This is a genomic window from Dactylosporangium thailandense, from assembly GCF_059739745.1.
Map to the genome: position 1 here is coordinate 11,121,106 of NZ_AP029195.1, position 14,995 is coordinate 11,136,100.

Annotated in this window: 13 protein-coding genes; 9 read left to right on the top strand and 4 right to left on the bottom strand. The window is 72.0% G+C overall.

Features of this window, described 5'->3' with window-relative positions:
* Positions 1-2: 2 nt before the first annotated feature.
* Positions 3-1,538: a hypothetical protein gene (locus AC6JBM_RS49870; protein WP_497980545.1), complete on the bottom strand. Its 1,536-nt coding sequence runs from the start codon at positions 1,536-1,538 to the stop codon at positions 3-5.
* Here AC6JBM_RS49870 and AC6JBM_RS49875 point away from each other — a divergent pair.
* Complete coding sequence (locus AC6JBM_RS49875; RefSeq protein ID WP_497980546.1) at positions 1,522-3,921, top strand: hypothetical protein; 2,400 nt, start codon at positions 1,522-1,524, stop codon at positions 3,919-3,921. The genes AC6JBM_RS49870 and AC6JBM_RS49875 overlap by 17 nt on opposite strands.
* Before the next feature lie 62 nt (positions 3,922-3,983).
* Here AC6JBM_RS49875 and AC6JBM_RS49880 read toward each other — a convergent pair whose 3' ends face one another.
* The gene (locus tag AC6JBM_RS49880; protein WP_497980547.1) at positions 3,984-4,778 is read right to left on the bottom strand and encodes an Fpg/Nei family DNA glycosylase; all 795 of its coding nucleotides are present in this window, start codon (positions 4,776-4,778) and stop codon (positions 3,984-3,986) included.
* Positions 4,779-4,804: 26 nt separating this feature from the next.
* Here AC6JBM_RS49880 and hrpB point away from each other — a divergent pair, with 26 nt between their 5' ends.
* The 4 genes from hrpB (at position 4,805) to ndk (ending at position 10,779) form a co-directional block, all read left to right on the top strand.
* Positions 4,805-7,078 (top strand): ATP-dependent helicase HrpB, encoded by a 2,274-nt coding sequence (hrpB, locus tag AC6JBM_RS49885; RefSeq protein ID WP_497980548.1) that lies wholly within the window; start codon positions 4,805-4,807, stop codon positions 7,076-7,078.
* A gap of 70 nt (positions 7,079-7,148) precedes the next feature.
* A complete protein-coding gene (locus AC6JBM_RS49890; protein WP_497980549.1) occupies positions 7,149-8,357 on the top strand; it encodes a DUF1254 domain-containing protein in 1,209 nt (402 codons plus the stop codon).
* Positions 8,358-10,211, top strand: a complete 1,854-nt coding sequence (locus tag AC6JBM_RS49895; RefSeq protein ID WP_497980550.1) for a hypothetical protein — start codon at positions 8,358-8,360, stop codon at positions 10,209-10,211. It begins immediately after the preceding gene.
* 73 nt (positions 10,212-10,284) lie between these two features.
* Positions 10,285-10,779: a nucleoside-diphosphate kinase gene (gene ndk / locus AC6JBM_RS49900; protein ID WP_497980551.1), complete on the top strand. Its 495-nt coding sequence runs from the start codon at positions 10,285-10,287 to the stop codon at positions 10,777-10,779.
* Positions 10,780-10,846: 67 nt separating this feature from the next.
* On the opposite strand, the gene AC6JBM_RS49905 is transcribed toward ndk, so the two are convergent.
* The gene (locus AC6JBM_RS49905) at positions 10,847-11,215 is read right to left on the bottom strand and encodes a hypothetical protein (RefSeq protein ID WP_497980552.1); all 369 of its coding nucleotides are present in this window, start codon (positions 11,213-11,215) and stop codon (positions 10,847-10,849) included.
* 70 nt (positions 11,216-11,285) lie between these two features.
* Between AC6JBM_RS49905 and AC6JBM_RS49910 the strand changes: the two genes are divergently transcribed.
* Together AC6JBM_RS49910 and AC6JBM_RS49915 are read left to right on the top strand one after the other, a co-directional pair.
* Positions 11,286-11,693 (top strand): hypothetical protein, encoded by a 408-nt coding sequence (locus tag AC6JBM_RS49910; RefSeq protein WP_497980553.1) that lies wholly within the window; start codon positions 11,286-11,288, stop codon positions 11,691-11,693.
* Positions 11,694-11,715: 22 nt separating this feature from the next.
* Entirely contained in the window at positions 11,716-12,063 is a 348-nt protein-coding gene (locus AC6JBM_RS49915) for a hypothetical protein (RefSeq protein ID WP_497980554.1), read from the top strand.
* Positions 12,064-12,208: 145 nt separating this feature from the next.
* Here the strand turns inward: AC6JBM_RS49915 and AC6JBM_RS49920 are convergent, their stop codons facing one another.
* A complete protein-coding gene (locus AC6JBM_RS49920; protein ID WP_497980555.1) occupies positions 12,209-12,784 on the bottom strand; it encodes an Imm1 family immunity protein in 576 nt (191 codons plus the stop codon).
* Between the two features lie 583 nt (positions 12,785-13,367).
* Here AC6JBM_RS49920 and AC6JBM_RS49925 point away from each other — a divergent pair.
* Positions 13,368-13,658: a type II toxin-antitoxin system TacA family antitoxin gene (locus AC6JBM_RS49925; RefSeq protein WP_497980556.1), complete on the top strand. Its 291-nt coding sequence runs from the start codon at positions 13,368-13,370 to the stop codon at positions 13,656-13,658.
* Positions 13,655-14,176 (top strand): GNAT family N-acetyltransferase, encoded by a 522-nt coding sequence (locus tag AC6JBM_RS49930; protein ID WP_497980557.1) that lies wholly within the window; start codon positions 13,655-13,657, stop codon positions 14,174-14,176. The genes AC6JBM_RS49925 and AC6JBM_RS49930 overlap by 4 nt, the downstream gene beginning before the upstream one ends.
* Positions 14,177-14,995: the final 819 nt, after the last annotated feature.

Genomic DNA, 14,995 nt, shown 5'->3' on the forward strand with positions numbered 1-14,995 from the left:
GATCAGGTCGCGGCGGCGGGGAACACCACGAGCGAGCCGTCGCCGCTGCGTTCGATCTCGATGGCGACGTCGGCCCGGTGGGATCCCACGGTGAGGCCGTCGCCCAGGGCGCGCAGGCGATATGCGGTCCTGAGCAGCTCGTCGACCTCGCCCGGCGTGAACATGATGCTCCGGATACCGCCGTACCGCTTCAGCTCGAGCGTCGAGAGTCGCAGCAGGACCGAGTCGATGCCCAATTCCAGCTCGCCGACGCGGCGCTCGTCGTCCTGCAGCGTCCCGACGAAGCTCTTGAACGGATTGTCCGATCCGACCAGTTGTGCGTGTTCGACCGCCTGCAGCACGAGCACCCGGCGTTTGAGGGCGATGGCGAGCCGCGCCAGCTCCAAGTGGGCGCGGAATGTGCCGCCCTCCTCGTTGATGCCCGGGAACGACTTCGTCAGCGCCGTGACCTCGACCGGGCCGTCGGGCAGCGTGGCCAGCGCGTCCTGCCATTTCACGAGCCGGCGCTTGGTGCGTTCGATCGCGGTGCTGATCGCGTAGGACGAGGAGTCCAGCCCCAGCGACAGGCCGATTCTGCCCTGGTCGAGGAGGATCGACGTCGCCTTGTCGATCGCGTCGCGGCAACCGTCCAGCTCGCTGCGTTCCTTCTCGAGGCCGTCCTCCTGCAACTGCTCCAGGAGGACGGTGATGCGCTCGATCGCCTGCTGGCGCTGGTGGTCGGCGTAGGCGCTGACGCCTACCGCGACGGCCATCAGCACCAGCGGCGCGGCCACCGTCAACGCTCCGGCGCCGGCCGCGGCCACGCCGGCCGTGGTTGCCGAGCCGGTCGCGGCGCCCGCGACCGCGGCCTTGCCGCCAACGGGCACGAACGAGGCGCCGGCCCTGATGATGCCGGTGGAGCCGACCAGCGGGCCGCGAATGCCTCCCGCCACCGCCCTCGAAACCATGGGCCGGACGAGTCCCTGACCGAACTGGGCGGCGACCTTGGCCGGGACCACCATTCGGTAGAGCACCTCACCGGTGGCGCCGACGTTCAGCGCCCGCGGGGCCGATCTCGCCGTCTGGGTGATGAGCTGCGATAGCTGCTGGGCGAGCGGGCTGGCCGCATGCAGGGGAATCCCACCGTTGCGGTCGCGCTCGGCCGGCGACGGATGCGCCTCCAGCGTGGCGATGGGGGAGTCCGCGAGGGTCACCAGGGCGGTTCTCAGCTCGTCGAGCCGGGCCGGTGTCAGGCCCTCGTCGCCCAGCACGTCCGGCACGCTCACGGCCTCCGTGGCGAGCGTCCACACCGGCACGGGTGCCTTGTCGTCTGCGGTCACGTCCTGCCCCTCCCGAGATCGACATCCACCATAGGAGCCCGCCGGGGCCGAGGGGTAGGCCGGGTGGTCCGGAGGCTGGTTCGCTGGATTGGTCGGGCTTCGGGCGCTCTGTCCACATTGGAGATAACGGGACGACACCCCGGGTGCCGCAGGTCTATCGTCCTTGTCGGCATTCGTCGATTCACGGGGGTGCAATTCTTCAATGTCAGCGAAACGCACGGTAGCCGGGCTCGTCTCGGTCGTCGTCGGGTTCGTCGGGGCGCTCGTCGTCGTCCCGGACGCGGCCCACGCCACGAACCAGCGCGCGCTCCGCCCCACCAGCTGGGTCTACACCGACTCCAGGGCGCCCAACAAGGCCTACGTCAACCAGAGCACCGACGCGCCGATCGGGGCCTGGAAGGACACGAACGGCAAGCACAAGTCCCGGTCGTACTTCACGTACGACATCAGCCAGTACAAGGGCCAGCGCATCATCGCGACCGGCTTCGTCGCCGCCGAGACGCAGGCCAACGACTGCCGCAAGGCGCGCAGCTGGCAGCTGTGGACCACCGATCCGGTGGCGTCGAACGCGTCGTGGAACCGTCCGCCGCGCGAGCGGACCAAGGTCGCGGACATCGGCGGGACGGTGTGCCCGTCGGGGTACATCGGCGTCGACCTCGGCAACGTGGTGCGCGACGCGCTCGCGGCGGGGAAGACGACGATCACGCTCGAGCTGCGGGTGCCCGAGCGGCTCGAGAACGATCCGCGCTACGGGCGGCGGATCGAGAACGACCCGGCGCTGGTCATCAAGGCCAACTCGACGCCGGGCGTGCCCACGCAGCTCACCGTCGACGGGCGCTCGTGTGACGGGACCAAGCCGCTCTACATCACCACGACCACGCCGACGTTGAACGCGCTGCTCACGGACCCCGACGTCAACGACGGCGGGGGCGGGGACATCGCCTACGCGACGTTCGCGGTGTGGCCCGTCGACCAGCCGCAGGCGCGCGTCGAGCTGCCCGAGGTGTGGGCCGGCTACGCGCCCGCGCGGGCCTGGAGCGGGATTCCGGGCGGCATCCTGCAGGACGGCGTCACCTACGCGGTGGCCGCGCGCGGGCGCGACGACGTGGACGTGTCGCCGTGGAGCGAGGAGTGCCGGTTCACCGTCGACACCACGCGGCCGGGCCAGGCGCCGGTCGTCTCGTCCACGGACTACCCGTCGGACAACCAGCAGCACGGCGGCCCCGGCATCCCGGGCACCGTCACGTTCTCGGCGAACGGGGTGTCCGACGTCGTCGGGTACGCCTACGGCGAGGGGAACACGTACCAGTACGTCGCCGCGCCGACGCTCGGCGGGCCGGCCTCGATCCAGTTCGCCCCGTCGCGGGCCGGGATCGTGTTCCTCAACGTGCGCAGCATCGACCGGGCCGGCAACTCTTCGGACCAGGTCACGTACCGCATCTGGGTGCGCAACACCGCGCCGGCGATCGAGGACGCGGACCCCGACGCGTGGCTCGGCGACACGCACCACCTCACGCTGCGGCCCAACCTGCCCGGCACGGTGAGCTACACCTACCAGCTCGACGACGCCCCCGCCCAGACGGTCGCAGCGGCCGCGGACGGCACGGCCCAGGTGCAGATCACCCCGACCGTCAGCGGCACGGTCTTCACGGTCTTCGGCACCACGGCGGCCGGCGTGAAGTCGGGCACCAGCTCGCTGTGGCTGCTGATCGACTCGCGGCCGTTCATCGAGTCGGCCGAGTGGCCCTTCGACGGCACCCAGGGCAAGCCGGTCGGCACCCCGGGCTCGTTCACGATCAAGCCGCACATGCACGGCGTGGTCGAGTACGTGGTGCAGTTCAACCAGTACCAGGAGAACGAGCAGCCCGCGCAGACCATCCCGGCCGGCCCGGACGGCTCGATCACGGTGCCCTACACGCCGACGTCGGCGAGCGGCAACTCCATCACGGTGATCAGCCGGACGGCCGACGGCACCGAGTCGGAGGAGGCGGGCTGGGCGTTCTACCCGGCCTCGATCGCGCCGGTGGTGTCGTCGGCGGACTACCCGCTCGGCGACCCGGACGGCGGCGGCGGGCCGGGCATCGAGGGCGCGTTCCAGTTCCGCCCGACGGCGGCGAACGTGGTGTCGTACCAGTACGTGTTCGGCAGCGAGCCGCAGCAGACGGTCGCGGCGGGCGCGGACGGTACGGCCACGGTGCACTGGACGCCGGAGCAGTACGCGAACCCCGCGGGCGGCTGGGTCAGCCTGAGGGTGCGCACCACGAGCGCCAACGGGCTGGTGTCGGACTGGGCCTACACCAACTTCCGGGTGAAGGCCCTGGAGCCGACCATCGAGTCCGACATCTACCACTGGCCCGACGGCGGCAACGTCGGCCAGACCGCCTCGTTCACGTTCACGGCGCACCTCGGTGGCAGCACGGAGTTCTTGTACTCGTTCGACGGCGCCCCGGAGCAGACGGTCGCCGCGGGCCCCGACGGCAAGGCCACCATCACCTGGACGCCGGAGTCGTCCTACTCGCACGGCCTGAACGTCCGCAGCCGGACCGCGGCCGGGCTCTACTCCGGGTACGCGTACCTCCCGCTGTGGGTGAACCCGTCCTGATCGCCGGGCCGGGCCGGGTGGCAGCCGCCGCCCGGCCCGGCCCTCGCGGCTGACCCGCACCGTCAGGGCTGCTCGCGCGGGCACCACCAGGTCGTGCGGCCGCCGACGGTCGCGCGGCGCATCGCCGTGTGGCAGCGCGGGCACTCGCCGCCCTCGTGCCGGGCCGGGACGACGGAGAGCGTGTGCACGCCCCCGCCCGCGATGGCCGACTCCACCGCCTTGCGCAGCGCGCGGTGCAGCCGGTCCACCTCGGCCTTCGTGAGCGCGTCGACGGGCCGCGACGGGTTCACCTTCGCCAGCCACAGCACCTGGTCGGCGAGCAGGTTGCCGACGCCGGCCACGGCCTCCTGGTCCAGCAGCCGCGCCTTCACCGGGGCGCTCCCGCGGGACAGGGCCGCCCGCAACTGCGCCGGGGTGATGTCGCGCGCGTCCGGGCCCAGGCGCTCCACGGGCGGGTCGAGCCGGACGCGTCCGAGGCGGCGCGGGTCGACCAGCAGCAGGCGGGTACCGTCGCCGAACGTCAGCGAGAAGCGCGTGAACCGGTGGTCGCCCCGCGCGCGGCCGCGCTGCCAGTAGTCGCCGCCGTCCGTCTCCAGGCCCGCCTCGTCGACGAAGACGATCTTGCCCGACATGCCGAGGTGGATGCCCAGCGTGGGGCCGGTGGAGTCGAGCCACATGCTCTTGCCGCGCCGGTTCGCGGCGGTCAGCGTCGTGCCGACGAGCGCGTCGCGGATCGCGCCGGGGGAGTGCGGGCGGCAGACCCACGTGTCGGTGTCGTCGACGTCGGCGATGGGGCGGCCCAGGGCGTAGCGCTCCAGGACGGCACGGGCCGACTCGACCTCTGGTAGCTCGGGCATCCAGGCGAAGGTACAAGATGGCCTGCGTGGAATCCCTGCCGGTCACCCGCGTGCTCGACCAAGTGGTCAACCAGGTCCGCCGGGGCCCGACCATCCTCGTGGCGCCGCCCGGCACGGGGAAGACCACGCTGGTGCCCCTCGCCTTCGGCTCCGAGCGGGTGCTGGTGGCCGAGCCGCGGCGCATCGCGGCCCGCGCGGCCGCGCAGCGCATGGCCCAGCTGCGCGGGGAGCGGGTCGGGCAGAGCGTCGGCTACTCGGTGCGCGGCGACCGCCGGGTGAGCCGCGACACCCGCATCGAGGTGGTCACGACCGGGCTGCTCGTCCAGCGCCTGCTCGCCGACCCGGAACTGGCCGGCACCGACGTCGTCATGCTCGACGAATGCCACGAGCGGCACCTCGACACGGACCTCGCGACCGCCTTCCTGCTCGAGGTGCGCGACGCCATCCGGCCCGACCTCGGGCTGCTCGCGGCGACCGCGACGCCCGGCAAGAGCCTGCCCGGCGCCGGGGTCATCGACGTCGAGAGCCCGCTCTTCCCGATCGAGACGGTGTGGGTACCGCCCAAGCGCCCGCCGCTCACGATGGAGCACGTCGCCGAGGTGGTACGCCGGGCGTGGCGGGAGACCGGGCACGACATCCTGGTGTTCGTCCCCGGGGTCGCCGAGATCGAACGGGTGCGCCGCAACCTGCCGGGCATCCCGAGCCTGCCCCTGCACGGCCGGCTGCCCGCGGCCGAGCAGGACCGCGCGCTGCGACCCGGGGCGCGGCGGGTGATCGTGGCGACCGCGGTGGCCGAGAGCAGCCTCACCGTGCCCGGCGTCCGGGTCGTCGTCGACTCGGGGCTGGCGCGGGTGCCGCGGATCGACCTCGCGCGCGGGCTCGGGTCGCTGCAGACCGTCCGCGCGGCGAAGGCCAGCACGGTCCAGCGGGCCGGGCGGACCGCGCGGGAGGGGGCCGGCGTGGTGTACAAGTGCTGGTCGGAGGCGGACGACGAGCGGCTCCCGGCGCACCCCGAGCCGGAGGTGCGCACCGCCGAGCTGACCGGCTTCGCGCTCGCGCTCGCGTGCTGGGGCAGCCCCGGCGGGCGCGGGCTGGCGCTGCCGGACGAGCCGCCCGCCGCCGCGATGGCGGTCGCGGCGCAGACGCTCACGGCCCTCGGCGCCGTGGACCCGGACGGGCGCGCGACCGAGCGCGGGCGGCGCATCGCGCGGGTGGGCGCGCACCCGCGGCTGGCCCGGGCGCTGCTGGACGGGGCGCCGATCGTGGGCGCCCGCAACGCGGCCGAGGTGGTGGCGGTGCTCGCCGAGGACTCCTACCCGTCCGATGACGTGGCGGCGGTACGGCGGACGACGGACCGCTGGCGGCCGGAGGCGTCGCTGCTGTACCGGATGATCGAAAACCCGGTCGAGCGCACCACCAGCGCCGACCGCGCCGCGGGCATCATCGCGGGCCTCGCCTACCCGGAGCGCATCGCCCGGCGCCGCCGCGACGCCTACCTCATGGCCGGCGGCACCGAGGCCGAGCTCGCGCCCGGATCGCCGCTGCAGGGCCACCCGTGGCTCGCCATCGCCGCCGCGGACCGCCCGGCCGGCCGGGTCAACGCGCGCGTCCGGCTCGCCGCGGCGATCGACGAGGACATCGCGCGCGAGGTCGCGGCCGCGCTGTTGTCCACTGTGGACGAGGCGAGCGCGACGGGCGTCAAGCGGGTCGAGCGGCTCGGCGCGATCGTGCTGTCGGAGCGCGCGATCGGCGCGGCCCCGGCCGAGCTGGCCGCGGCGGCGCGCCGGGAGCGGCTGCGGCGCGACGGGGTGCCGTGGACGCCGCTGCGGCACCGGCTCGCGTTCCTGCACCGCGCGGCCGGGGCGCCGTGGCCGGACGTGCGCGACGAGGCGCTGATCGAGTCCATGGTGCACGGTGCCGACGTGCACACGGCGCTGCAGGCGCTGCTGCCGTGGCCGGCGGCGAAGGACCTGGACCGGCTCGCCCCGGAGCGGCTGACGGTGCCGAGCGGGTCGGCGGTGCGGCTCGACTACAGCGACCCCGGCGGCCCCGTGCTCGCGGTCAAGGTGCAGGAGATGTTCGGGCTGCTGGAGACGCCCTCGTTCGCCGGGCAGCCGGTGCTGCTGCACCTGCTGTCGCCCGCGGGGCGGCCGGTGGCGGTCACCCGCGATCTCGCCTCGTTCTGGCGCACCGGCTATCCACAGGTGCGCGCGGAACTGCGCGGGCGCTACCCCCGCCACCCGTGGCCCGAGGACCCGACGACCGCGCCGCCGACCCGCCGGGCCAACCCGCGCCGCTGATCACCCCCGACCTCACCCGGTGCCGGTCCGGGCGGACCGGACGCTTGAAGCCGGACGAGGGAGGCTTCGGATGAGCGACGACCTGCCCACGCTGGCCGCCGAGGCGTACGGCTACGGCTACCCCCTGCTCCAGGACCTGCAGGCGGTCGGCAGCACCACCGTCTTCAACGCGTTCGAGCACCAGCGCACCGTGCCCGCCGGACCCAACGCCAACCCCGATCTGCTGTACTCCACCGCCCAGCTCGACCTCTCCGGCGGCCCGATGTGGCTGCGGGTGCCGGGGACCGGCGGGCGATACCACGTGGTCCAGTTCATCGACGCCTGGACGGACAACTTCGCGTACGTCGGCAGCCGCACGACCCCCGACGAGCCGCGCGAGTACCTGCTGGTCCCGCCCGCCTGGGCCGGCCGCGAGGAGCCCGCGGCGGAGGTGATCCGGGTGCCCACGATGATCGCGACGCTCATCGCCCGGTTCGCCGCGGGCCCGGGCGCGCACGAGCTGCAGGACGGGCTCACGATGCAGCGGATGTACCCGCGGGTGCCGCTCGACGGGCTGCCCGTGCCGCAGCCCGGGGTCCCGGACGACCTCATGTTCCTCGAGGCGCTGCGCCGGGGCCTGTCCGCCTTCCCGCCCTCCCCGGCCGAGCGGCGCTACCAGCGGCGGTTCGCCCCGCTCGGGCTGTTCGCGGACGGGAATTCGCCGTACCCGACCATCCCGCGGGACCATCGGCTCGCCCTGCGCGCCGGGCTCGACCGCGGCCGCGAGGCGCTCGAGGAGGCCGCGACGACCGAGCACGCCGCCCCGGTCAACGGCTGGACCAACGACCGGCACGCGTTCGACTACAACCTCGACCACTTCGGGCTGGGCACCGTGGACACTCCCTTGTGGACGCTGCCGGACCGCGACGCGGCCCACCTCGCGCGCGCGGTCGCGGCCCGCACCCGGCTCTGGGGCAACCACGCCTACGAGGCCGTGTACCCGGCCGCGCACAAGGACCGCGACGGCGCCCGGCTGACGGGCGCCCGCGCGTACACCCTGCGCCCGCCGGTCGGCACACTCGCCTCGTACGCCGCGCCCGGCGCGCGCCTCTTCCGCTCGGTCGCGACCGACGGCGGCGTGGTGCGCATCCAGCCCGACCCGCCCGCCGACGGCGCGCCCTGGCTGCCGACCCCGCGCGGCGAGTTCCACCTGATCCTGCGCGTCTACAGCCCGCCCGAGGCCCTGCTGCGCGACGAATACGAGCTGCCGCCGGTGGTGCCGGTCCCGGACCATGGCTAGGTGGATCGTGATCTCCCCTTCGACGAGCGCCGCCGCTACTACCGCCGGATCGTGTCCGCGCAGGACGCCGGGCGCGCGGAGGCGCTCATCGAGCCGATCCGGGAGTCGTACGGCGACGCCGAGGCGGCCCGCCTGCTCAGCGCGTGCGGCTCGGCGGTGCTGGCGCGGCTGCTGCCGGAGCTGTCGTACGCGCTGCCGAACCCGGCCCGCTTCGGCCGCTACCGCCCCGCCGCGCTGCTGACCGAGGCCGCCCGGCAGCTTCGCGACCTGCCCGCGTCCGAGCGGTCCTCGTGGTGGTACCGCTGGTACCGCGCCGTGTTCGCGGCCGCCCGGACCCACCCCGGCGAGGCGATCGAGCTGCTGGAGCGCTACGCCCCCGCGGGCCACGTCTTCGGCCTCCACGAGCTCGCCCCGCTCGCCGCCGCCCACCCGGACCGGCTGGTCGACGTGCTGACCGCGCCCGGGCGCGCCGCCTGGCTGCGTTACCAGCGGCTGCCCGACGGCCTGCTCCGCCGGCTGGCCCCGGCCGCGGCCGCGCGGCTGCTGCGGGCCGCTCCCCAGCGCGACCGCCCGGCGCCGCCGGAGCCGGCGCCGTCCGCCGCGGAGGCGCGCCGCATCCTGGCGCTGTCCCCGGTGGCCCGCGACGAGCGCCTGGCCCGCCCCGAGGCCCTTCTCGCGGTCGTGGCGGCGCTCGGCCGCGGCGCCTTCGGCCGGCCCGAGCTCCAGGACCGGCTCGGCGCGCTCGCGACCTCGTCCGCCGCTCCCGAGCCCGTCCGCCACCGTGCGATCGGGTTGTGGCTGCGCGACCCGTCGACGCGGGCGGAGCGGGCGGGTGCGCTGCTCGCCACCGATCCCGCGAACCTCGCCGCGCCCGTCCGCCACCGCGCGATCGGGTTGTGGCTGCGCGACCCGTCGACGCGGGCGGAGCGGGCGGGTGCGCTGCTCGCCGCCGGTCCCGCGAACCTCGCCGCGCCCGGGCTCTGGCGCGCGGTCGCGGCGCGCCGTCCCGACCTGCTCGACGCGGCCCTCGCCGGCCCGTTTCCGCTGGTCAGGGTCCGGCGGCGCGACTGGGAGCCGCGGCACGTCGCGGCCTACGCCGCGCGGCTCGACTCGATCACCCGCGATCCCGGCCGACCGGCGGCGCAGCGCAACGCGGCGCTGCGCCTGCTCGCCACCAGCCCGGACCTCGGCCGCCCGTCGCTGACCGGCCGGCCCGGCGAGGAGCGGGACTGGGTCGCGCTGGGCCTGGCCCGCCATCTGCCGCCGTCGGAGGCGGGGCCGTTGCTCGCGTCCGTGCGCGGCTCGGTGCCGGGGCGGCGGCAGGCGGTACGACTGCTGGCTCATCTTGCTCTTCCGGACGGCCCCGAGCTGCTCTGGCGGCAGTGGCAGGAGCCGGACCTGCACCGTGACGTGCGCGTCGCGATCGTCGAGGCCGCGCGGCGGCACCCGGACCGGCCCGGCCTGTGGCGCATCCTGCGCGCCGCGACCGCGCGCGAGGACGTGGCGCCGATCGTCGCGGCCATTCCGGCGGACGTCCCCGAGTCCCGCCGGTTCGACTACGGGGCACTGATCGCCGCGGCCTGCGACAGCCCCGACGACGCGACGGCGGTGGCGGCGTGGGCGGCGTTTCCGGCGTGGGCGCGGTACATCCCGAACCCGGCGTTCCTGGAGCGCCTGACGGACCTGGAGGACGACCGGGTGTGGCGCGCCACGGCGCGCGCCCTCGCGGTGTCGGACACCCCGGCCGACCTGATGACCGAGGTCCTTCGTGTGCTGGCCGCGCTCGGCCCTCCCGGGCGCCGGCGCATCGAGCTGATCGCCGAGATCCGCACGTCGAACCCCGCTGTCTCCTGAACCCAGTGCGCGGTGGGCTACCGAGGTGCGGCAAGCTTGAGCCGACCGGGAGATCAAGGACTGGAGTTTTGTGATGACGGCGTTGGAACGGACCCTTGTACTGCTGAAGCCGGACGCGGTGGCCCGTGGGCTGGCCGGGCGGATCATCCAGCGGTTCGAGGACGCTGGGCTGAAGATCGTGGGCACCAAGATGGTCCAGATGGACGCCGACCTGGCTCGGAAGCACTACTTCGACCTCGAGGAGCGCTTCGGCGCCTCGGTGTTCAACGTGACCGCGAACTTCATGCAGTCGGGCCCGGTCATCGCGCTCGTGCTCGAGGGCGTGGAGGCGGTCGCGACCGTCCGCCGCCTGGTGGGCGTGACCTTCCCGAACCAGGCGAACCCGGGCACCATCCGCGGCGACTTCGCCCACACGTCGAAGGCGTACACGGAGGCCAAGCACACCGTGGCCGCGAACCTGATCCACGCCTCGGGCAAGCCGGAGGAGGCGAAGTACGAGGTGGAGCTGTGGTTCTCGGAGAGCGAGCTCTTCGACTACCAGACGGTGGCGGAGAAGTACCTGTTCTGAGCCCGGCCCGGCGGACGGTGGCGCGGCGAGCCCCCGCCACCTCTGCCCAGGCCCTTCACCGGCTGGACTACGTCAGTTCGCATAGTTCGCCGCAGATCGGACAGAACGCCCGCTTCGCCGTCGAAGTCACATCGACGCCGCAGGTACGGCACGTGCCCTGCTCGTAGAGGTCCGTTTCCGGCCCGAAGCCACCGTCGTAGTGGTCCCGGTCCGGCCAGGCAACCATTTCGAACGTCGCCGGAGTCTGGTCAAGCGCGCGCGGCGCGGTTCCGTCAGCCATGGTCGCTTCAGCCAGCACGAGCACCCTGGTAAGGCCGTACTTCGCGTCCCGGTCGCGATGAGCAGGCAGGACACGACGCAGAACGTCGACCAGTTCCGGGAGGCTCAGCGACTGTAGTTGCTGGGCAAGCGCTTCCCTGTCTTCGTCCCCGCTCATTGGCCACTCCAAAACGTCACGACGCGCTCAGTCTGCCAGGTGAGGGGAGGAGCATGGCACCATGCACGCCGTGCGTAGCCGACGCGGTGTCCTCGTCGCCCTGAGCGTTCTGGGGGCCTGCGCGCTGATCTGTGGGGCCGGCTATGCGCTGAGCGAATGGCGCCTGGCCGGGGATCGGGCCAGGGGCGAGCGTGCGGTGTCGGCGTATCTGACGGCACTGGCGCACGACGGCTACGACAGCGCATATGCCCTGATCTGCCGGCTCGAGTGGTGGCCCGACAGGGCGTTGTTCGAGCAGAGCGAGCGCGAGGACCCGGTCCGGTCCTTCGGGGTCGAATGGCTTCGGGACTGGTCTTCGAGGGACGGAAGCGGGTTCGTGTACCGCGCCCACGTGACCCAGGCGAGCGGCGTCCAGGCCGTGCGGGACATCGCGACGTTCAACGCTTCCTGCGTCAAGTACAGCCCGCCCGGGCCGTGATTCGGCGACTAGCATCGCGCAGGTGGACGTGCATGTCCGGCGTGCTGACGAATTGGCCCGGGCCGTCGCCGCGCGCTTTGCGGAAGAGGGCTTGGTCTTCGCGTACGAGCTCCAGCCGTATGGCGGTGGGTGTATGGCGCACATCGACCTCGCCCACGATGACGGCTTCATCTTCACGGTGGCGCGAACAGATCCCTACGGTTGGATCGAAATCCTCGACCCGGGGGACTTTCACTTGCCGCCCACGGCGCTGCTGCACTATGCGCTCCTGCGGGCACACGGAGCACGACCCGGTGACGCTTGGGAGACGGCCTTGAAGGCTGACCCCAACGGCAAGCGACGCCCGAGCCGCCGCCGCGCCTCCGAGTAGTGCGACACGGCGCTGCTGCTCGCCGGAGTGCCGCCTTGAGTCGTGACGGAGAGCAGCGCTGCTTTTGGACTTATGGGGAGCGAGCGCGCCAACACGAGTTCGGCAACGCGGCAAGAGCCACCGTGGACTTTCGACCCGCTTCAGCTCAAAGATCGCCAACGATCGGATCTTCGCTGAGCGGTTCGCGTTTGATGCCTTCGTTGGGTTCCAAATCGAACCGGCGTCCGTCGACTTCGCCCTTGACCCAACTGATGCAGCTTGGACGGTCGCCGGTTCCTGTCCGGCAGAACTCCTCGAGTGCGGCACGGACATGCGCGACGGGGATGGTGCTTTCGGGGTTGTAGAACATCGGGTAATGCGGCTCGCTGACGACTCTGGGATCGAAGTCGGGAGGCTCAGGGTTGTTGGACACCCACACCCAGTTGCCGATCTCGTTATCGGCTGGCACGCCCCGATCGGGAGAAAAGTACCAAGTAAGGCCACCGTAGCCGGTCTTGGCATTCACGCCGACGAAGAGGTAGTTGTCAGGCCACGGCGGCCCCTGAGGATTGACCCGGCGGGCACGGACGAAGCTGAAAATGGCGTTCTCGCCAGGCGCGATCCATGGTGAAGTCGGGTCTTCGACGGAGAGGTTGGTCATCACTTCTTCGATCAAGTCGGCGATTTCCTGCCACGTCTCCACATAGTGGACCGTCTTGTTGACACCTATCTGAAGGATCATCGCTTGCTCCTGAGCGGCCTCGCAGTCGGCTGATTCTTCCGCATCGCGCGCGGCCTTGCCGTCTCGGCCACCGTCGACCCCGCCCCCCGTGGAGCGCGCCTTTCACCCGGAGCGCCCCGTCAACTCAACGCTGACACCTCGCGCGGGGACGGACGGAGCGCGGGATCGCGGCAGCGGTCGAGCCGTCGTCGTGCTAGCTCGCGCGTCTGGCTGCGGACGAGATTGATGGTCCCATTCGCGGGGCGGTTGCTGTCGTCGCCTGCTGTACATCCCAGCGCCGCCGTGGCATGTGACCTTGGGATCAAAAGGCGCGATCACGGCACCACCGGGCCGCTGCTTTCAGCACTCGTGCGCCGCGTAGGACTTGAACCTACAACCCGCAGATTAAGAGCCCCTTGGACCGTCCTCGTCCGTCCGGCTGTGTCCTGATGGAGCCGGGTTTCGGCTGCTCGCGGTAGATCGGAGTGCTTTCCCGTCCACACCGTGACGGGTATGTCCTGCGGCGTCCGAGCGCCTGTGGAGCACCCGATGGTAGTCACCGTTTCGCCTTGGCTGTGGCGTACATTGTGCGTACGATGGGCCTGTGAGTGCCAAAGGAGACCGGCTCCATCTGCGGTTGGATGCCGAGCAGAAGGCGATACTGGAGGCGGCCAGCCGAGCCGCCGGCGACACCGTGTCGACCTTCGTGCTGAAGGCGGCAACCGAGGCGGCAGCCGACGTGCTGGCCGACCGCCGGGTATTCCTCATGGACCAAGACGCCTGGCAGGTCTTCGACGATGCACTCCAACGGCCGCCACAGGACATCGCCGGTCTTCGGGAACTGGTGACCGGTCCGACGGTGCTCGACCCGCCGCAGGGTGGAACGCCCCAGTGAGTTTCAGCTTCTCGCCGGTGGAGCCACTGTCGGCCGGGCATGCAGTGAACGGGTTCGACTGCGGCTCCCAGGCACAGTCCGTGTGGCTCGTCGAGCACGCCCTGCAAGCCCATCGGGCGGGACTGTCCCGCGTCTACGTCGTTCGTGACAACGACGACTCCGATAAGCGAGTGGTCGGCTACTACGCTCTGGCGGCCGGCAGTGTGGCTCCGGCCGACGCCTCCCCGTGGCTGCGGCAGGGAGCCGGTCGCTACCACCAGCCGGTGGTGATTCTGGCCCGGCTCGGCGTCGATCTCGCGGTTCAAGGGGCAGGGGTTGGCCGGGCCCTGGTCGTCGACGCGTTGCGCCGCGTCGCCGGCGCTGCCGAGGTCATCGGCGTGCGCGCAATGCTCATCCACTGCGAGACCGAGGCCGCGCGCGACTTCTACCTGCGCCTGGCCAAGTTCGAGGCCAGCCCCACCGACCCGATGCACCTGCTGTTGCTGATGAAAGACCTGCGCCGGGCCGTCGACGGGTAGAGGCGCCGCCCGATGCCTAGGCAAGGACCTGGTACGTGCGGCGGACTGCAGTCGGCCGCGCCTCCCGCCGCTCGACGACCGCGAGCTCGTCGTGGGCGCGTGTGGCGGCCTCGTCCGCCGGCGACCGGGACCGCAGTTCGACGTCCTGCCCAGCCTCGTCGAGGCCGTCCAGCCGGGACTTTCTCCGCAGGCGATCGGCAGTCGACACTAGCGGGTGCCATTCTGGTGGACTTCACGCCCTTGGTGCGGTGCACCATCAACCACGAGCACTCGACGGCGTCGAGTAGCTTGGCGACTCGCGGCGTGAACTCCTCATTCCCTCGATTCGAACAAGGCCAACGTAACTGCCGCGGGCGCGACCGTCTGCATCTGAACTGATCATGAACTAAGTCGACGCTGGCTCCTGCAAGGCTGGCAGGCAAGTTTGAGGTTTCGGTAGCCTCTGCACGCCAGACAAGTGGCGGATTGCATACCGGGATTGACGGCGGCAAGATTGGAGTTTCCGCGACCAGAGGGAGCCCGTCCATGCCAGGGTTTGATTCCGATATCTGGGATGACCATGCGGCCAGGCTGCGGCTGATGGGTCCGCTCATGGAAAACCTGATCCGAAGCCTTCTGGGTAGTGAAGGAATAGGCCGTTTCGTCAGAACGCAGGACAACGACTGGAGCCGGGAGGGGAGTGCCCATTCGTATGCGAAACAGCGACCGACTGACTGTTTCGAGGCGTGGACGCTTTGGCGGCGAAGACGAGCGGGTTCGGCTTTCGCGCAAGTGTCACTCGGTGCTCGAAGTTCGAGGGATTATTTGCGCGCTATACGG